13 protein-coding genes are annotated in these 19,376 nt (G+C 72.6%); 7 read left to right on the forward strand and 6 right to left on the reverse strand.

Features of this window, described 5'->3' with window-relative positions:
* Positions 1–13: 13 nt before the first annotated feature.
* On the forward strand, positions 14–1,612 hold the full coding sequence (locus AB0J53_RS26790) for a serine/threonine-protein kinase (RefSeq protein ID WP_364177059.1): 1,599 nt from the start codon (positions 14–16) through the stop codon (positions 1,610–1,612).
* On the forward strand, positions 1,609–2,790 hold the full coding sequence (locus tag AB0J53_RS26795) for a hypothetical protein (RefSeq protein ID WP_364177062.1): 1,182 nt from the start codon (positions 1,609–1,611) through the stop codon (positions 2,788–2,790). Before AB0J53_RS26790 ends, AB0J53_RS26795 begins: the two co-directional genes overlap by 4 nt.
* Here AB0J53_RS26795 and AB0J53_RS26800 read toward each other — a convergent pair.
* The gene (locus tag AB0J53_RS26800; RefSeq protein ID WP_364177065.1) at positions 2,776–3,717 is read right to left on the reverse strand and encodes a ubiquitin-like domain-containing protein; all 942 of its coding nucleotides are present in this window, start codon (positions 3,715–3,717) and stop codon (positions 2,776–2,778) included. The genes AB0J53_RS26795 and AB0J53_RS26800 overlap by 15 nt on opposite strands.
* Before the next feature lie 80 nt (positions 3,718–3,797).
* Positions 3,798–4,652 (reverse strand): TatD family hydrolase, encoded by an 855-nt coding sequence (locus AB0J53_RS26805; protein WP_364177067.1) that lies wholly within the window; start codon positions 4,650–4,652, stop codon positions 3,798–3,800.
* A gap of 18 nt (positions 4,653–4,670) precedes the next feature.
* On the opposite strand from AB0J53_RS26805, the gene AB0J53_RS26810 reads away from it, so the two are divergent.
* Both AB0J53_RS26810 and AB0J53_RS26815 read left to right on the forward strand, forming a co-directional pair.
* A complete protein-coding gene (locus AB0J53_RS26810) occupies positions 4,671–7,760 on the forward strand; it encodes a BTAD domain-containing putative transcriptional regulator (protein ID WP_364177069.1) in 3,090 nt (1,029 codons plus the stop codon).
* A 55-nt stretch (positions 7,761–7,815) separates the two neighbouring features.
* A complete protein-coding gene (locus AB0J53_RS26815; RefSeq protein ID WP_364177072.1) occupies positions 7,816–9,033 on the forward strand; it encodes an FAD-dependent monooxygenase in 1,218 nt (405 codons plus the stop codon).
* Here the strand turns inward: AB0J53_RS26815 and metG are convergent.
* Both metG and AB0J53_RS26825 read right to left on the reverse strand, forming a co-directional pair.
* Complete coding sequence (gene metG / locus AB0J53_RS26820; RefSeq protein ID WP_364177075.1) at positions 8,978–10,759, reverse strand: methionine--tRNA ligase; 1,782 nt, start codon at positions 10,757–10,759, stop codon at positions 8,978–8,980. The two genes, AB0J53_RS26815 and metG, sit on opposite strands and share 56 nt — an antisense overlap.
* A 44-nt stretch (positions 10,760–10,803) precedes the next feature.
* Positions 10,804–12,033, reverse strand: a complete 1,230-nt coding sequence (locus AB0J53_RS26825) for a glycosyltransferase (protein WP_364177078.1) — start codon at positions 12,031–12,033, stop codon at positions 10,804–10,806.
* Positions 12,034–12,219: 186 nt separating this feature from the next.
* Between AB0J53_RS26825 and AB0J53_RS26830 the strand changes: the two genes are divergently transcribed.
* The gene (locus tag AB0J53_RS26830) at positions 12,220–13,677 is read left to right on the forward strand and encodes a hypothetical protein (protein ID WP_364177081.1); all 1,458 of its coding nucleotides are present in this window, start codon (positions 12,220–12,222) and stop codon (positions 13,675–13,677) included.
* Here AB0J53_RS26830 and AB0J53_RS26835 read toward each other — a convergent pair.
* Both AB0J53_RS26835 and rsmI read right to left on the reverse strand, forming a co-directional pair.
* Positions 13,613–15,187, reverse strand: a complete 1,575-nt coding sequence (locus tag AB0J53_RS26835; protein WP_364177084.1) for a phospholipid carrier-dependent glycosyltransferase — start codon at positions 15,185–15,187, stop codon at positions 13,613–13,615. The genes AB0J53_RS26830 and AB0J53_RS26835 overlap by 65 nt on opposite strands.
* Before the next feature lie 10 nt (positions 15,188–15,197).
* On the reverse strand, positions 15,198–16,046 hold the full coding sequence (gene rsmI / locus AB0J53_RS26840; RefSeq protein ID WP_364177087.1) for a 16S rRNA (cytidine(1402)-2'-O)-methyltransferase: 849 nt from the start codon (positions 16,044–16,046) through the stop codon (positions 15,198–15,200).
* Positions 16,047–16,124: 78 nt separating this feature from the next.
* Between rsmI and AB0J53_RS26845 the strand changes: the two genes are divergently transcribed.
* Together AB0J53_RS26845 and AB0J53_RS26850 are read left to right on the forward strand one after the other, a co-directional pair.
* Entirely contained in the window at positions 16,125–17,759 is a 1,635-nt protein-coding gene (locus AB0J53_RS26845; protein WP_364177090.1) for a phospholipid carrier-dependent glycosyltransferase, read from the forward strand.
* 113 nt (positions 17,760–17,872) lie between these two features.
* Positions 17,873–19,057 (forward strand): hypothetical protein, encoded by a 1,185-nt coding sequence (locus AB0J53_RS26850; protein WP_219500282.1) that lies wholly within the window; start codon positions 17,873–17,875, stop codon positions 19,055–19,057.
* Positions 19,058–19,376: the final 319 nt, after the last annotated feature.

Genomic DNA, 19,376 nt, shown 5'->3' on the forward strand with positions numbered 1-19,376 from the left:
AGGGACGTCCCTCATGGAGCCAACGGGCGCCGCCCCGCTTCGCCCCACGGATCTGCGGGAGATCGGACCGTACCGGCTGCTCGGGCGGCTCGGCGAAGGCGGCATGGGGACCGTGTTCCTCGCCCGGGCGCCGACGGGGCGGTTCGTGGCCGTCAAGGTGGTCAAGGCCGAGTTCGCCAACCAGGAGGGGTTCGCGGCCCGGTTCCACGCGGAGGTCGACAACGCGCGGCGCGTCGCGTCGTTCTGCACGGCCCAGGTGCTGGACAACGGCGACACCGGCGACGGCAGGCCGTACATGGTGACCGAGTACATCGCCGGCACCCCGCTCTCCGACCAGATCGCCACGTACGGGGCCCTGGACCCCGGGCCGCTGCACGGCGTGGCGCTGGGCGTGGCGGCGGCGCTGGCCGCGATCCACGTCGCCGAGCTGGTGCACCGCGACCTCAAGCCGGCGAACGTCATCCTGTCGCTGTCGGGGCCCCGGGTGATCGACTTCGGCATCGCGCGGGCGCTCGACCGGGAGACCGGGTTCACGCTCTCCGGTGAGCTGCTGGGCAGCCCGGGGTGGTGGGCGCCGGAGCAGGTGCGCGGGCAGAGCGTGACCCCGGCGGCGGACATCTTCGCGTGGGGATGCCTGGTCGCGTACGCGGGCAACGGGCGGCATCCGTTCGGGCGGGGCGACCCGATCACGCTCGCCACCCGGGTCCTGCACCTGCAGCCCGACCTGGGGGTGCTGCCCGCGCCGCTGGACGAGCTGGTACGGCGCGCGACCGACATGGAGCCCGCGCGGCGGCCCACGGCGCAGGAGCTGGTGCTCGCCCTGGTCGGAGGGGCCGCGCCGACGTCGGCGAACCCGCCCACGCTGGTCGCGACCGAGGTGCTGAGCGACTGGCGGGCGCCGCAGAACGTGGTGGACGAACCAGACATCACGGCCACCTTCACGACGCCCCCGCCCGGCGACACGACCGCCGTGCGCCCCGCCGCGCCCGGCGACATGACCGCCGTGCGGCCCGCCGCGCCCGACCCTCCGAAGAAGGAAGTCGCGCACCACACGCTGCCGCCTCCCGACAGCGCCACCGACCCCGGTCACCAGCGGCCTCGCGGCACGCGGTGGCTGATCGCCGGCGCGGCCGCCCTGCTGGCCATCGCCGTCACCGGCGCGGTGCTGATCGCGACCTCCGGCCGCGACGGGGGCGTCCCGGGGGCGAGCGCGTCGCCGGTGGCCGCCGGGCAGCCCGCCGGTGACGTGGGCCGCCGGTTCACGCTGGGCGCGGGGTTCGACGACCCGATGCTGATCGTGCCGAGCGCGCCCGAGTGCGGCCTCAAGGAGTACGACGGCCGGACGCAGACGCAGGGCCAGCTCTGTGTGCTGCGCTGGACCGTGCTGAACCCCGGCGGCACGTCACGCGAGCTCGGCGACCCGGCCGTGACGCTCCGCGACGACCAGGGCGGCAGCCACGGCCCGCTGGAGGGCGGGCCGCCGGTGGCGGCGCTCGGGCCGGGTGACCGGATCGACGGCGTGTTCGTGTTCGACCTGCCGCTCTACCGCAAGCCGGTGGCGCTGTCGGCGACGATGCTCAAGGACGGCGACCAGATCGAGGTCAGGCTGTGAAGATCCTGCTGGCTCTCTTGCTGGCGCTGAGCCCGCTGTCCGTCCAGGCGGCCGGGTCGGCGTGCGGCGGGGCCGCCGACTTCGACGGCGACGGGGTGGACGACGTGGCGGTGGGCGACCCGTTCGCGGACGACCGGCGCGGCGCCGCGTACGTGATCTCGGGTGACAAGGTCGTCCCGGTCGAGGTGCCGGGGCTGGCGGAGGGCGACGGGTTCGGCTGGTCGGTGGCGCTGGCCGAGGTCGACGGCGACGCCTGCGCCGACCTGGTCGTGGGCGCCCCCTACACGGATGTGGCGGGCACGGCCGACGCGGGCGCCGCGTACGTGATTCGCGGCGGCGGGGCGGCGGCGCCGCAGCGGCTGGTGGCGCCCGGGCCGCAGCGCGGCGCGCGGCTCGGCTGGTCGCTGGCGGCCCGGGACGACCTGGTGGCGATCGGCGCGCCGTACGAGGACGACGGGACGCTCGCCGACGCGGGCGCCGTCTACGTCCGCAAGGGCTCCGGGGCGCTGCGCCGGATCAGCCAGCAGTCGGTGGACGTGCGGGGCAACAGCGAGGTGGGTGACCAGTTCGGCTGGTCGCTGGCGATGGGGCCGGGCAACGGCCTGGTGGTCGGCGTGCCGTACGAGAACGACGACGGCGCGGGCCGGCAGGTGGCCGAGGGCAAGGTCGACTCGGGCTCGGTGGTGGTCGTCGCGGACGCGCTGGCGGCGCGGCTGTCCACGGTCAAGCTCGACTCCCCCACCGACGCCTCGGGTGACCGCTACGGCTACGCGGTGGCGTGGGTGGCGGGCGCCGGGCCGGCCGTGGGGGCTCCGGGAGCGGGGTACGTGCAGCTCTACGACGAGAAGCTGACCCCGAAGGTCCAGGTGCGGCAGGGCGGCGGGGCGGCGTTCGGGTTCGCGCTGGCCGCCTCGGACGACGGCAGGCTGGCGATCGGCGCCCCGTACGGCGGCGAGGTGCGCGTGGTCGACGCCGCCGACGGCGCCGACGACCGGCGGTTCGCGCCGGCCGGCGGGCTGACCGGCTGGGCGCTGGCCTTCAGCGGCAACAAGCTGTACGCGGGCCGGCCGGACGCGGCCCCGTACGGCTCGGTGTCGGTCGCCGCGCGCAACGCCGACGGCCTGCGCGCGGTCCAGCCTCGGAAGGGGGCCGACTTCGGCGTCTCACTGGCCGGCTGAGGCGCTGGCCGACGAGACAGTGGGCGTGCCGAACAGGTGCGCCCCGCAGTTCGGCCACTGGCCCTCCCACTTGCCGGCGACCTTCTGGTAGAGCAGTTGCGCCCGGTACGTCTGCTCCTCGGCGGGCCAGGCGTGCGGCATGCCGGTGCCGCCGACGAGCTGCCACATCGGCAAACTGAACTGGTAGAGCCCGTAGTAGGGCCCGTGCAGGTTGACGGCCTTGGGGTTGCCGCGTGACTCGCAGTGGGCCAGCGCCGCCCAGTTGAGCCGCATGACCTCCAGCCCGACGGGCACGGTGCGCGGCGGCAGCACGGTGATCACGGTGCCCTCCGCCGGGAACGTGTGCGCGGCGGGCCGCACCTGCTGGCCTGGCTGGAGCGGGATCCCGCTCTGCCGGAGCGCTTCGCGCACGGTCCTGGCGGTGGTGCGGGTCTGGCGGGTGCTGCCGTTGGCGAACACGTACACGGTGCGCTTGGTGTAGACGGTCAGCGACATGCCGGTCAGCGGCACGTGGCGGTGGCGCGGCGCCGACAGGCGGCCGGCCGGGATGTCGAGTTCGGCCAGCGCGCCGCGCACGGTGGTGGCGGTGACGACCCGCCGCGTGGTGCGGCCGTCGACCGTCAGCGTGATCGGCCTGGCGCGCCGGATCTCGATGCGGGCGCCGTCGATGACCTGCGCATGGGCGGCGGGACGTACGACGTCGTCCCTGCCGAGCTTGACTCCCTGGTCGCCGAGCAGTTCGAGGACCGAGGAGGCGAAGCTCCGCACGGCCCTCGGCTCGCCGTCGACCACCAGCACCACGTCCTTGGCCAGGCTGCCGATGACCGCGATGGCGGTCACGGTCACCACGCCCGCCAGGCACACCACAGGCGTCCACGGCGAGCGCCAGGGGATCTTGGGACGCGGGGCACGCCGCTTTCCTCGCACGGGCGACCTCCGGTTGAGCTTCAGGCGCCCGACGGTAGTGACGGCGGAACCTCCGCCGCCGCGGCTTCACCGAATCATGGCTACCACTCGCCGAAGACCGTGATTCCGTTGGCGCTGATGGTCTCGCACAGCGCGTCAGGATGGACGCCCTTGACCTCGGCGAGGCAGCGCAGCGTGATCGGGATGAGGTAGGGGGCGTTGGGTTTGCCCCGGTGCGGGACCGGCGGCAGGTAGGGGGCGTCGGTCTCGACGAGCATCAGCTCGGCGGGCGCCACCTGCGCGGCCTCGCGCAGGTAGCCGGCGTTCTTGTACGTGACCGGCCCGGAGAAGGACATGAAATATCCGGCGTCGGCGCATTTCTTGGCCATGTCGGCGTCGCCGGAGAAGCTGTGGAACACCACCACCGGCGGCGGCCCTGCCTCCGCGAGCACCTTCAGCACGTCGTCGTGCGCCTCGCGGTCGTGGATGACCAGCGCCTTGCCGGTGCGCCTGGCGATCTCGACGTGCGCGCGGAAGCTCGCGTGCTGATCCTCCTTGGACGCCCAGTCGCGGTAGTAGTCGAGCCCGGTCTCCCCCACGGCCCGCACCTCGGGCCGCCCGGCCAGCGCCTCGATCTCGGCCAGCACCTCAGGAGTGGCGTCGTGGGCCTCGTTCGGGTGCACCGCGACCCCGGCGTAGACGCCCTCGTGCGCGGCGGCCACCTCGGCGTTCCACCGCGACGACGGCAGGTCGTAGCCGATCGTCACCAGCCGGGTGACGCCCACGGCGCGGGCGTCGTCGAGGATGCTCCGCACGCTCGCCTCGGCGGCCTGCGCGGCCAGCGCCACGGGGTCGCCGGACGACGCCTGCCGGTCGCCCACCATGATGTCGAGGTGGCAGTGGCTGTCGAACACCTGCGCGGACAGCGGCTCCGGGGCGGCGGGAATCTTGCTCACGCTCCTAAGGTAGCTTCCATGCGTTTCGGCATCCTCGGCAGCACCCGCGCGTGGCGCGCGGACGGCTCCGAGGTGGCGCTCGGCGGGCCGGCCCGGCGCGCGCTGCTGGCCTGCCTGCTGCTCACCCCGGGCCAGGTCGTGCCGCGCGAGCGGCTGATCGACGTCCTGTACGGGGACCGCCCGCCGGGCGACGTGCGGCACGCGCTGCAGTCGCAGGTGTCGAGGCTGCGGCGCGACGGCGTCGCGGTGGAGCTGTCGGCCGCCGGCTACCTGCTGGCCGCCGCCCCCGACGACGTGGACGCCCACCGCTTCCTGCGCCTGGCCGCCGAGGGGCGTGACGCCCTGCCGGGCGACCCCGGGCTGTCGGCGAGGCTGCTGCGGGAGGCGCTGGCGCTCTGGCGCGGGCCGGCCGTGGCCGACCTCGATCCCGCGTTCGGCGCGGCGCTGGAGGAGCACCGCCTGGAGGCGCTGGAGGACCGGATCGAGGCCGACCTGCTGCGGGGCCGCCCGCGTGAGGTGATCCCGGAGCTGGGCGAGCTGATCGACCGCCACCCGCTGCGCGAGCGGCTGCGCGGGCAGCTCATGCGCGCCCTCCAGGCCGAGGGCAGGCAGGCCGAGGCGCTGGTGGCGTTCGAGCGGGCCCGGCGGGTGCTGGCCGACGAGCTCGGCGCCGACCCGTCGCCCGCCCTGACCGGCCTGCACCGGTCGCTGCTCCACGGCGAGCCCGCGCCCGCCGGGCCTGCCCTGCCCGCCCCGCTGACCAGCTTCGTCGGCCGCGAGCGTGACGTGGCGGCGGTGCGGTCGCTGCTCGGCGGGGCGAGGCTGGTGACGCTGCTCGGCCCGGGAGGCGCGGGCAAGACCCGGCTGGCGGTGGAGGTCGCCCGGCCGTACGCGGACGTGTGCCTGGCGGCGCTGGCCCCGGTGGCGGGCGGCGGCGCGATCCCGCGCACGGTGCTGGCCGCGCTCGGCGTCCGCGAGAACGGCCTGCTCGGCCCGGTGCGGCCGGGCGGCGCCGCCGACGAGACCCGCCTGGTCCAGGTGATCGGCGAGCGGGCGTTACTGCTCGTGCTCGACAACTGCGAGCACCTGGTCGGCGAGGCCGCCGCGCTGGCCGAACGGCTGCTGGCGGCCTGTCCCGGCCTGCGGGTGCTGGCCACCAGCCGCGAGCCGCTGAACGTCACGGGCGAGCACCTGTGGCCGGTGCGGCCCCTCGCCCCGGACGACGCCGTCCGGCTGTTCACCGACCGGGCGTCGGCGGTCCGGCCGGGGTTCGCGGCCGGTGAGGCGGTGGCGCGGATCTGCGCCACGCTCGACGGGCTGCCGCTGGCGATCGAGCTGGCCGCGGCCCGCACCCGTACGCACGAGCCCGCGGAGCTCGCCGGGCGGCTCGCCCACGACGACCGGTTCCGCCTGCTGTCGCGGGGCAGCCGCACCGCCGACGCCCGCCACCGGACGCTGCGTGCCGTGGTCGCCTGGAGCTGGGACCTGCTCACCGCCGACGAGCAGGCGATGGCCCGCCGGCTGACGGTGTTCCCCGGCGGGGCGACGGCCTCGGCGGCGGCCCGGGTGTGCGCGCTGCCGGGGGCGGAGGAGCTGCTCGACTCGCTGGCGGACAAGTCGTTCGTGGAGGTCTCCGGCGGCCGCTACCGGATGCTGGAGACCATCCGCGCCTTCTGCGCCGAACACCTCGCCGCCGAGGAGCCCGCCGTACGCCGCGCGCACGCGGAGCACTTCCTGGCCCTGGCCGAGGAGTCCGACGCCCACCTGCGGCGCGAGGGGCAGCTCGACCGGCTGGAGCGGCTGGCTGCCGAGCACGACAACCTGATGACCGCCCTGGGCTGGGCCGTCGAGGCGGGCGAGGTGGCGACCGGGATGCGGCTGCTGGGGGCGATGTCGTCCTATCTGTGGATGCGCGGCATGCGGAGCGCCGCCGCCGGACCGGCGCTCGCGCTGCTGGAGGCCGCCGGTGACGTGCCCGACCCCGAGCTGGGCGACGACTACGTGCTGTGCCTGCTGACGGCGGTGAGCGGCGGCCTCACCCCGGCCGTCCGCGAGCCGTGGACCCGGGCCGCCGAGACGCTGGTGGCGCGCGGCGAACGGGGGCGGCGCAGGCCGTTGCTGGCGTTCCTGTGGCCGATGGTCACCGCCGGGGGCGACCACCCGCAGGTCACGATCCAGGTGATCCGGCAGGCCGCCGCCAGCCCCGACCCGTGGGAGCGGGCCGTCTCCCGGCTGGTGTGGGCCTACCCGCAGATGGCGGAGGCCGACTTCGGCGCGGCCGAGCGCGGGCTGGACGCGGCGCTGGCCGGCTTCCGGGCGCTGGGCGACCGGTGGGGGGCGGCGCTGGTGCTCGACGCGCTCGCCTGGATGGCGAGCGTGCGCGGCGACGACGCGACGGCGCTGGCCCGCGTCGAGGAGGCGGTCGCGCTGGCCGAACGGCTGGGGGCCGCCGAGGACCTGGCCGACCTGCTGTGCAACCGGGGCGACTACCGCATCCGCCACGACCTGGCCGGCGCCAGGGCCGACTACGAGCGGGCCGCCGAGGTGGCGCGGCGGGTCGGGCTGCCCACGTACGTCGGCACGGCGCTGCGCGGGCTCGGCGACGCCGCCTACCAGGAGGGCGACCTGGCCGGGGCGCGCGGCCTCTACGAGCAGGCGGTGCGGCTGGCCGACCCGCAGTGGCTCAAGAGCTCGGGCAGCAGGGCGCGGCTGCTGGTGGGCATGGGCAGGCTCGCGCGGGCCGAGGGCGACCTCGCGGCGGCCAGGGCCGCGTTCGTGCAGGCCGTGGAGGTGTCGCTGACGGTGGGGGCGATCCCCGAGTGCGCCCGGCCGATCGAGGCGCTGGCCGTGCTGGAGACGTACGCCACCGTCCCGGACGCCGGGCGGGCCGCGAGGCTGCTGGGGGTCGCGGCCGGGATCCGCGGCGCCGAGTCCGCCGACCCCGAGGTGACGAGCGCCGCCGCGGCCGTGCGCGACCTGCTCGGCGAGCCTGAGTACGCGCGCGTCAGGGGCGAGGGCGCGGGCCTGGGCATCGCCGAGGCGTGCCTGCTCGCCGGGGTCGCCCCTGCGGCCGTGGCGGCCTCACCCCTGCGCTCGACCAGCCGCTGAGGCCGGTGACTCACCGGTGAGCGGCCGGTGAGCACCGCCGGGCAGGCTCGGCCGCATGGACATCCTGATCTCCGGCGCGAGCGTCGCCGGCCCCGCCCTCGCCTTCTGGCTCACCCGCCACGGCCACCGCGCCACGATCGTCGAACGCGCGCCCGCCCTGCGCGCGGGCGGCTACGCCGTCGACTTCCGGGGCGAGGCGCACCTGACGGTGCTGCGCCGGATGGGCCTGCTCGACGCCGTCGAACGCGAACGGACCCGGATGGGCACCACCTGGAACGTCAACGAGGCGGGCAGGAAGCTGACCCGCATGCCCGAGGACCTGTTCGCCGGGGACGTGGAGATCCTGCGCGGCGACCTGGCCGCGATCCTGCACGAGGCGACCAGGGACGACACCGAGTACGTGTTCGGCGACTCCATCACCTCGATCTCCGAGGCCGGGGAGGTGACGTTCGAGAGCGGCGCGGCGCGGCGGTTCGACCTGGTGATCGGCGCCGACGGCCTGCACTCCAATGTGCGGGCGCTGACGTTCGGCCCGGAGCGGAGCCTCGTCCACCACCTGGGCCTGTACTGCGCGGTGTTCACCCTGGACAACTACCTGGGGCTCGACCACAGCGGCCTGGCCTACAACGTGCCCGGCCGGACGGTCGGCGTCTACAGCGCCAGGCACAACGCCGAGGCCAAGGCCATGTTCTGGTTCGCCTCGCAGCCGCTGGATCATGACCGGCGGGACGTGGCCGCGCAACGGCGGCTGCTGGCCGAGGTCTACGCCGGCGTCGGCTGGGAGACGCCCCGGCTGCTGGCCGCCATGGCCGGGGCCCCCGACTTCTACTTCGACTCCGCCAGCCAGGTCAGGCTCGACCGCTGGTCACAGGGGCGGGTGGCGCTGCTCGGCGACGCCGCCTGGTGCCCGTCGCCGCTGTCGGGCATGGGCACCGGGCTGGCCGTCGTCGGCGCGTACGTGCTGGCGGGCGAGATCGCCGCGGCCGGGGCCGACCACCCGGCCGCGTTCGCCCGCTACGAGCAGGTCATGCGCGGCTACGCCACCGCCTGCCAGAAGTCCGGCGAGGGCGTCAGCAAGTTTATGGTGCCCGACAGCAAGCTCATGGCCTGGCTGGTCAACCAGAACTACAAGCTGCTGCCCTACATGCCGTGGAAGAAGGCGATCGCCAGGTCGGTGCGGAAGACGGCCGAGGCCGTCTCCCTGCCCGACTACGGCGTCACTCGCCCAGCCGCGCGAGCTCCTCGTCCACGACCTTGGGGTCGAGCTTCTTGAACAGCGGCACCGGCGGCGCGAGCGGGGTGCCCGGCTTGATCGGCCGGTGCTCCCAGCGGGCGGCGCCGTCGTAGTCGCCGGTGATGATCGGGTAGGACTCGCCGCCATCCTCGTCGACCTCGCGGATCTCCGGCATGCCGGACCAGACGCCCTGGCCGCCCAGCATGGCGTGGACCTTGTTGGACGAGCTCGGCAGGAACGGCGTCAGCATCGTCTTGGCGTCGTCGACCACCTGGAGGGCGACGTGCAGGATCGACTTCTGCCGCTCCGGGTCGTCCTTGAGCTTCCACGGCTCCTGCTCGGCCAGGTATTTGTTGGCCTCGCGGACCACGTCGAGCGCCTCGGTGATGGCGTTCTTGAAGCGGGAACGGCCCAGCTCGGCGCCCACCGGGGCGAACGCGCCGCGCGAGCGCTCCAGCAGCGCCCGGTCGGCGTCGGTCAGGTCGCCGGCCTCGGGCACCACGCCGAAGTTCTTCGACGCCATGGAGATCGACCGGTTGACCAGGTTGCCCCACGCGGCGACCAGCTCGCCGTTGTTGCGGTTGACGAACTCCTGCCAGGTGAAGTCGGTGTCCTGGTTTTCGGGCCCGGCCACGGCGATGTAGTAGCGCAGCGCGTCGGCGTCGTAGCGGGCCAGGAAGTCGCGCACGTAGATGACGACCTGGCGGGAGGAGGAGAACTTCTTGCCCTCCATCGTCAGGAACTCGCTGGAGACCACCTCGGACGGCACGTCGAGCTTGCCGAGCTCGCCCGGGCGGCCGTCGCGGGCGCCGATGCCGCTGTAGCCGAACAGCATCGCCGGCCAGATCTCGGCGTGGAAGACGATGTTGTCCTTGCCCATGAAGTAGTAGCCGCGCGCGTCGGGGTTCTGCCACCACTGGCGCCAGGCGTCGGGGTCGCCGGAGCGCCTGGCCCACTCGATGGAGGCCGACAGGTAGCCGATGACCGCGTCGAACCACACGTACAGCCGCTTGTTGGGCTGGTCGCGCCAGCCGTCGAGCGGGATGGGCACGCCCCAGTCGAGGTCGCGGCTGATCGCCCGCGGCTGCAGGTCGCCGAGCAGGTTGAGGGCGAACTTGAGCACGTTGGGCCGCCACTCGCCCTGCTTGGACTGCAGGTAGGTGCCGAGCACCTCGGCGAAGGCGGGCAGGTCGAGCATGAAGTGCTCGGTCTCGGCGAAGACCGGGGTCTCGCCGTTGATGCGGCTGACCGGGTTGATCAGGTCGATCGGGTCGAGCTGGTTGCCGCAGTTGTCGCACTGGTCGCCGCGCGCGCCGTCGTAGCCGCAGATGGGGCAGGTGCCCTCGATGTAGCGGTCGGGCAGGGTGCGCCCGGTCGACGGGGAGATGGCGCCCATCGTGGTCTTGGGGAAGATGTAGCCGTTGTCGTAGAGACCCTTGAAGATCTGCTGCGTGACGGCGTAGTGGTTCTTCGTCGTCGTGCGGGTGAACAGGTCGTAGGACAGCCCCAGCCCGGTCAGGTCCTCGGCGATGACGCGGTTGTAGCGGTCGGCCAGCTCCCTGGCCGTGACGCCTTCCTTGTCGGCCTGCACCTGGATCGGGGTGCCGTGCTCGTCGGTGCCGGAGACCATCAGCACCTTGTTGCCCGCCATCCGCTGGTAGCGGCTGAAGATGTCGGACGGCACGCCGAACCCGGAGACGTGCCCGATGTGGCGGGGGCCGTTAGCGTACGGCCACGCGACGGCGGTCAGAATGTGCTGGGACATGGGTCCAAGCCTACGGGCCGACGCCGCGCGCCTCGAACGAATTGCTAGCGCGAGGTTGCCGAACTTTCCTCACGTGTGACGGCCTCGGCGGCCTCTTCGGCGGCCTTCGCGGCGACGTCGATGGACGACTCGCGGGTGCGGCGGATGCCGAGGATGCTGATGAACAGCGAGGCGAAGATCGTCTGGAAGCTCATGATGAGCGCCGTCGCCGACGGCACGACCAGACGCAGCGACTCGCGCGGGTCGAGCTCGCCGAAGTCGCGCACCTGCCAGTGGACCAGCGAGGCCACCAGGCCGACCAGACCGGCCAGGGCCAGCAGGCCGCCGACGATCAGGCCCTTCTCCAGGCTGACGATGTCGATGAGCCTGCGCACCCGGGACGACTCAGGCAGGAAGCCTTCCTCGGCCGCGTAGACCTTGGTGAACAGCGCGAACAGGGCCGCCTGGAAGCCGATCACCACCGCGGCCGACGCGCCGACCAGCGTGTCGACGTCGAAGGCCAGCTCGCCGATCTCGACCGGCCCGAACGTCAGCGCGGTGCCCGCGACCAGCCCCAGCACCATGAGCAGGATGCCCGGGTAGAAGAACAGCCACTTGGGGCTGTAGAGCAGCAGGAAGCGCAGGTGACGCCAGCCGTCACGCCAGGAGCGCAGGTGGGGCGGGCGGGAGCGGCCGTCGGGCGAGAGCGTGGTCGGCACCTCGCGCACGTCGAGCCCCGACAGCGTCGAGCGCACGACCATCTCGCTGGCGAACTCCATGCCCCCGGTCTGCAGGTGCAGCTTGAGGATGGAGTCGCGGCGGAAGCCGCGCAGCCCGCAGTGGAAGTCGCCGATCGCCGACGGGAAGAACAGCCGGCCGATGAACGAGAGCACCGGGTTGCCCAGGTAGCGATGCAGCGGCGGCATCGCGCCCGGGGCGATGCCTCCCTTGAACCGGTTGCCCATCACGAGGTCGGCGCCGTCGCGCAACTGCTCGACGAACGGGAGCAACGAGGTGAAGTCGTAGGAGTCGTCGGCGTCGCCCATGATCACGTAGCGGCCGCGCGCGGCGCGGATGCCACCCATCAGGGCGTTGCCGTAGCCCTTCTCGTCCACGTGGACGACGCGGGCGCCGGCGTCACGGGCGAGCTGCTGCGAGCCGTCCGTGCTGCCGTTGTCGGCGATCAGGACCTCGCCCTCGATGCCGTGCTCCTCCATGCACGCCAGTGCCTTGCGCACACAGACTTCCACGGTCTCCGCCTCGTTGAGGCAGGGCATGACCACCGTCAGTTCCACGTCTCAACCCTTCAGTTAAGGCTCTTCCAGCACACCATCATGCCGTGTGCCCGTCCATGGTCGGGGCAAGTCACCGAAACGACTGGCATTCTTTACAGCATGGTGAGCGTCGCGGAGATTACCCCTGTGGACCACTCCGCCCCAGGCCGGACGGCTCGTGCGCGGGCTTTCCTGGGCCGTCATCGGGTGTTCGCCGCAGCGTTCGCCGCGGGTGCGGTGCTGCGGCTGATCACCATGCTCGGCTACGGCCCGGCGATGTGGTTCAACGACTCCTACGAGTACGTGTCGGTGGCGCTGCACCCCCGGCCGCACCCGATCCGGCCCGACGGCTACGGGTTCTGGCTGCTGCTGCTCAAGCCGTTCCACAGCTTCACGCTGGTGACGCTGACCCAGCACCTGATGGGCCTGGCCACGGCGGCGCTGATCTACGCGCTGCTGCGGCGCAAGTTCGCGCTGCCGAAGTGGGGGGCGACGCTGGCCGCCGCGCCGGTGCTGTTCGACGCCTACCAGATCCAGCTCGAACAGCTGATCATGTCGGACTCCATGTTCACGCTGCTGGTCGTGGGCGTGATCACGCTCGTGCTGTGGAACCGGCGCATGTCGTGGAAGGTCGGCGCGGTCGTCGGGCTGCTGCTGGCGCTGACCTGGCTGACCCGCTCGATCGGGCTGCCGATCCTCGCGCTCGTCGTGCTCTACCTGCTGGTCAAGCGCACCGGGTGGAAGCCGGTCGCGGCCGTGGTGACGGCCTGCGCGCTGCCGGTCGCCGCCTACATGGGATGGTTCGCGGCAAGTTTCGGCAAATTCGCGATGACCAACAGCGACGGCCTCATCCTCTACATGCGCACCGCGATCTTCGCCGACTGCGACAAGATGAACATCGACCCCTACAAGGAGGTCGAGCTCGTCCTGCTGTGCATCAACGACCCGGTGCACGAGCGCAAGGACTACGCGCAGTGGTATCTGTGGGGCCAGGGCAGCGGCGACGGCGAGGGCACCGGCGAGGTGCTGCACCGCTGGGGCACCGGCAAGAAGTTCACCGACGTCACCAACGAGGCGGCCAGCGCGTTCGCCATGCGGGCGATCATGTCGCAGCCCGGCGACTACCTGGGCGTGGTGGCACGCGACTTCCTGCGCTCCTTCCACTGGGGCCGGCCGGTCTTCCCCGACGCCGCGACCTACAACATGTACGAGTTCAAGCCCTACTACGAGCTCGACAGCACCGGCAATCCCAAGCGGCTGCCCAACTGGCCGTCCTACCAGGGCTGGACCCACACCGACGCGTTCGCCTACGAGCAGGGGCCGCCCGAGACCAAGATCGTCTCACCCTGGGCCGACATCATGAGCGGCTACCAGAAGGTGTTCTACCTGCGCGGCATCATGCTCGCCGGGATCATGCTGATCGGCCTCTACGGCATCGCGGTGCGCTGGCGGACGCTGGGCGGGCCGGTGGTGCTGCCGTGGCTGGGCGCGTTCGGGCTGCTGCTGGCTCCGGCGGCGACGGCCGAGTTCGACTACCGCTACGTGCTGCCCGCCGTGCCGCTGGCCTGCATCGCGGCGGCGATCACGCTGCGGCGGGGCGTCACTTGGGCGCCGTCTTCACCCAGGAGTCGACGAGCATCCGCGACCACCACTCCGCCTGCGTGATCGTCTCGGCCGACAGCACCGGATAGAGCCAGCCGAAGTTGATCAGGACGATGAGCGCGAACGCCCCCACGGCCGCGGCCCCGGCCGCCCGCCGCGCCGGGGCGGCGTCCGCCCTGCCGAGCGCGAGCCCGGCGACGAGGGTGACCGCCAGGACCATGAACGGGACCAGCGGGATCATGTAGAACAGGTACATCGTCCGGTTCTGCGCCAGCGCGTAGTAGAACCAGGGCAGCCAGCCCGCCGCGTAGGTCAGCAGCACCGCCCCGGCCCGCCAGTCGCGGCTCGACACGTACCAGGCGACGAGGCCGAGCAGCGCCAGCGCGGAGCCGTACCAGAGGGCGGGGGTGCCGACGCCGAGCACGGCCTGCGAGCAGGCGTCGGAGCCGCAGGCGGACGGCGGGATGCCGGTCGGGTAGTGGAACGACACCGGCCTGAACAGCAGCGGCCACGTCCACGGCTCGGACATGTAGGGGTGGTACTGGGTCAGGTCGGTGTGGAAGCCGAGCACCTGCAGCTGATACTGCAGCCACGACCTGACCGAGTCGACGACGAAGAACAGCGGCCCCGACGAGGTGGCCTGCTCCCAGTTGCGGCCCCAGCCGTTGTCGGTGACGAACCAGGTCGTCCACGACAGCAGGTACGTCACGGCGGGCACGACGGCGAGCGCGACAGGCCATCCGGGCACGTCCAGGGCGAGGCTGGCCCGGTACGGCCGGCGCAGTCCGATGACGCGGCGGGCTCCCATGTCCCACATGAGGGACATGACGGCGAAGGCGATGAGGAAGAAGATCCCCGACCACTTCACCGCGCAGGCCGCGCCCAGGCAGATCCCGGCGGCGACGCGCCAGGGCCGCAGGCCGAGCGACGGCCCCGGACCGCTCTCGTACCAGTCGGCGAGCTTCTCCCTGGCCCGGTCGCGGTCGACCACCAGGCAGGCGAAGGCGGCGAGCACCCAGAACATCAGGAAGATGTCGAGCAGCGCGGTGCGCGAGAGCACGAAGTGCAGCCCGTCCAGGGCCAGCAGCAGACCGGCGAAGCAGCCCAGCAGCGTCGAGCGGGTCATCCGCCGCGCCACCCGCGCCAGGATCAGGATCGACAGCGTCCCCACCAGCGCCGCCGCGAACCGCCAGCCGAACGGCGTCATGCCGAACAGCCACTCGCCCACCGCGATCATCCACTTGCCGAGCGGCGGATGCGCGACGTAGAGGGCGCACTCGTGGGCGTCGGCGCACTGCTTGAAGATGTCCAGGTTGCCGGTGATCAGCCGCTTGTCGGCGACGGGGTCCTCGGCGGTGCCCAGCATCGCCCGCTCCGCGCCGTACTGGAGCAGCGCGTAGGCGTCCTTGATGTAGAACGTCTCGTCGAAGACGACGGCGTGCGGCTCGCCGAGCCGGAAGAAGCGGAGGATCCCACCGAAGACCGCCACGAGGATCGGGCCCAGCCAGCCCCACAGCGGGCCTTCCTGCATCGGCGGGACCAGGCGCTGCCGCGAAACCCCCCAGTTCTTCACGATCCGCACACTATGGCGTCGAGGATCTTCTGTGAACCGCGTCATAAAGCTCGCGTTTGGGCACGCCCGCGCCCTTGGCCACGTCCGCGACGGCGATCTTGGCCGGCTCCCCGGCGGCCACCCGGCGGTCCACCTCGGCCACGAGCGCGTCGATGTCCGGCGGCCCGTCGTCGGGCGTGAACCCGGCGACCACGACCGTGATCTCGCCCTTCACGCCGTCCGCCGCCCAGGCCGCCAGCTCGCCCAGGCCGCCGCGCCGGACCTCCTCGTAGGTCTTCGTCAGCTCGCGGCAGACCGCCGCCTGCCGGTCGTCGCCGAACGCGGCGGCCATCGCCGCCAGCGAGTCGTCCAGCCGGTGCGGCGCCTCGAAGAACACCATCGTGCGCTCCTCGCGCGCCAGCGCGGCCAGGCGGCGGGCCCGGTCGCCGGCCTTGCGCGGCGGGAAGCCCTCGAAGCAGAACCGGTCACTCGGCAGCCCCGAGACGGCCAGCGCCGTCGTGACGGCGCTCGGCCCCGGCAACGCGGTCACCGTGACGCCCGCGTCGACCGCCAGCCTGGTCAGCCGGTAGCCGGGATCGGAGACGCCCGGCATGCCCGCGTCGGTGATCACCACGACGGTGCGGCCGTCCTTGAGCGTCTCGACGAGCTCCTGCGCGCGGCCCGCCTCGTTGGCGTCGTAGTAGGACACGACCCGGCCGCCGATCTCCACCCCCAGCTCACCGGCCAGCCTGCGCAGCCTGCGGGTGTCCTCCGCCGCCACCACGTCGGCGCTCTCCAGCACCTCGCGCAGCCGCGGCGAGACGTCGCCCGCCTGGCCTATCGGGGCCCCTGCCAGCACCAACCTGCCCTGTCGTGTCACCCGACCATTGTGACAGGGCACCCGGATTGCCCCGTGTTTCTTGGGTAAGCACCGGCTTCCGCACCGTACGATGGCCGAATGGCGGTGACCGATTTCCCGTACCAGACCTCCGGCGGCGAGCCGAAGCCTGGCGCGAGCAGTCCCCCTGGTTCGTCCGTGCGCGCGCGCATGATCCCCCCGATGCCCGGCAAGGCGCTGTGGGGCTGGATCGGGCCGCTGCTCGTCACCGTCTTCGGCGGCGTGCTGCGCTTCACCGGGCTGGGACACCCGAACGCCGTCGTCTTCGACGAGACCTACTACGCCAAGGACGGCTATTCGCTGATCACCTGGCTGGTCGAGCGCGTCACGATCAAGGACGCCGACAAGGCGATCCTGGCCGGCAACACCGACATCTGGCAGAAGTGCACCGACGACCTGGGGCCGTGCGCCTCCTACGTCGTGCATCCGCCGCTCGGCAAGTGGATGATCGGCGCCGGCGAGTGGCTGTTCGGGCTCACCCCGTTCGGCTGGCGCTTCGCCGCCGCGGTCATCGGCACGCTGTCGATCCTGATCCTGGCGCGGGTGGCGCGGCGGATGACCCGCTCGACGCTGCTGGGCTGCTTCGCCGGTCTGCTGCTGGCCCTGGACGGGCTGCACTTCGTGCTCTCGCGCACCGCGCTGCTCGACATCTTCCTGATGTTCTGGGTGCTCGCCGCCTTCGCCTGCCTGGTGGTCGACCGCGACCGGGCCAGGGAGAAGCTCGCCGACTGGTACGAGAGCTCGCCGCTGACCCCGCAGGGCCCCTCGCTCGGCTGGCGGCCCTGGCGCATCGCCGCCGGGGTGTGCCTGGGCGCGGCGATGGGGGTCAAGTGGTCCGGGCTGGCGTTCGCGGTGGCCTTCGCGATCCTGTCGCTGCTGTGGGACTTCGGGGCGCGCCGGGCCGTCGGCCTGCGCCACCCCTACCAGGGGGCGTTCGCCAAGGACGTGCCCAACGGGGTCGTCGCCTTCGCCCTCGTGCCGTTCGTCACGTACATGGCGACCTGGACGGGCTGGTTCGCCACCGCCACCGGCTACGGGCGCAAGTGGGACCAGGCCACCTCGTCGGGCAACCCGTTCTTCTTCCTCATCGACTCGGCCCGCTCCTGGGTGGAGTACCAGTGGCAGGTCTTCAGCTTCCACAACGACCTGGCCACCTCCCATCCCTACATGTCGGAGCCGTGGTCGTGGCCGCTGCTGCTACGGCCCGTCGCCTTCCACTACGAGGGCAAGCAGCAGGTGTGCGGGGCTCCCGACTGCTCGGAGGCGGTGCTCGGGGTGGGCACGCCGGTGATCTGGTTCGGCGCGCTGGCCGCCCTGGTGACGCTCATCGCCTGGTACGTGGGCAACCGCGACTGGCGGGCCGGGGCCGTGCTTCTCGCCTACGCGATGGGGTGGCTGCCCTGGTTCTACTTCGCCTTCGCCGAGAACCGAACAATGTTCCTTTTCTACGCGATCCCGATGGTGCCGTTCATGGTGCTGGCGATCACCCTGTGTGCCGGATGGCTGATAGGGCCCACGGTCCGCACCGACGACGGCCGCCTCCCGATGCGCCGCACCACCGGCGCCGCCCTCGTCGGAGCCTTCGCACTGCTCGCTTTGATCAACTTCTGGTGGCTTCATCCTGTACTGTCGGCCGAAGTCATTCCCTACAGCGACTGGAACGCGAGGATGCTCTTCGACAAGCTATGGATCTAACCCGGTCACAGTCCATTACATAGTGATTTCGTAGGGTAGTCGCTGTGCAAGACCCAATACGCACCGGATTCGGTCATCGTCAGGCCTGGGGTCCATACGGCAAACTTCGAGGCATGAGTGCACCAGACGTCACCGCGCTTCTCGCCGAGTTGGAGCGGTCCCAGCCGGACCTCGCCGACGACGCCAGGACCGCCGTCGAATGGCTGACCGGCGGCGAGCCGCTGGAAACGGTGACCCAGCTCGACGTGTGCGAATTCCTCTGGTACACGCTGCCGCTCAAGGTGGGCGGCGACCACGAGCGCCTGGCCTCCTCGCTGGGCAGGCTGCTGCAACTCGGCGGGCTCGAACGCTACGCCGCGCTGTGCGTCTCGCCGACCACCGCGCAGATCCTGCGCGCCTACGCCCGCGAGGGTGAGGAAGCCGGCACCGCCGCCTACCAGGAGGCGCTCGAAGCCACAGGCGTCCTGCCGCCCGACGTGCCCGAACTGCGCTGGAGCATGATCATGGGGCCGGAGGAGCTCGGCGCCCACGTCGCCTGCTCGGCCGCCCTGGAGCTCGCTATCGTCGCCGGCGAGAGCGTCGACCGCGTCGCCCTGACCCGCCGCTGGCTCACCGAGCCGCGCGCCGACCTCGGCGGCGACAGCTGGCTGCACCGCGTCCACGGCGAACGCCTCAACCGCTGGGTCCTCGGCCGCGGCCCCGCCCGGCGCGAGCTCGCCCAGCCCTTCGAGGTCCGCCTGTACGCCCCCGTGACCCCGCAGCCGCTGCCCGCCCTGCACAAGCTGCTGTCGCTGGCCGCCTCCGACATAAACCTGCCGCTCCGCCTGGCGCCCTCGCCCGAGGCGCTGCGCCTGCGCGAACTCGCCGAACGCGACCTGGGCGCGCTCAGCCGCGACGGCTCCCGCCTGGCCATCACCGACCACGGCCGCGCCCTGCTCGCCTCCCCCGACGCCATGTGGGAGGCCGTCACCCGGCTGCTGCTGGCCCGGGGCGAGCACGAGTTCGAGGTGTCGGCGCGGGAGGCGGCGCTGATGCTGCTCGCCGACGGCGTCCTCATGTCACCCGCCCAGCTCCGCGAACGGGTCGCCGAGGTCGTCGGCGGCGAGGGCTGGCACCCGGCGACGGGCCTGGACGACGTGTCCGCCCCGATCAACGCCCTCGTCGGCCAGCTCACCGCCCTCGACCTGGCCTTCGGCGACGACCTGGCCGTCCGCCTGACGCGCACCGGCCAGTTCGCCGCCCTGGCCGCCCTGCGCGCCCACGCGCTGCGGCCCCGCAAGTACGTCAACTCCACCTGAGAACGCCGAAACGCCCGCCTTCCCGGAGGAAGGCGGGCGTCCCGACGTGTAAACCGATGTGCAGGTCGCCTCTCGGCGAAAGGCACAACGCGGCTCCAGCCGAACGGTAGTCCGCGAAGGCAATAGGTGAGGCCCGGGGACACTGGACACACCGGCTACGTGGTGTATAACCACAAGCCCCCCTGACCCATTCCCCGGAGCCGGAGACTTTTCGACGCACCCCCGAACGTCTCAACCGGTGAGCAGGGCGTGGAGGCGGCCGCGTCCTCGGCGTCGATCGCCGACCGTACTGCCGCCCACGCCTCGGTCATGCCGGGCA

Origin of the sequence: Nonomuraea sp. NPDC049725, from assembly GCF_040674795.1 — a bacterium.
GTDB lineage: Bacteria > Actinomycetota > Actinomycetes > Streptosporangiales > Streptosporangiaceae > Nonomuraea > Nonomuraea ceibae.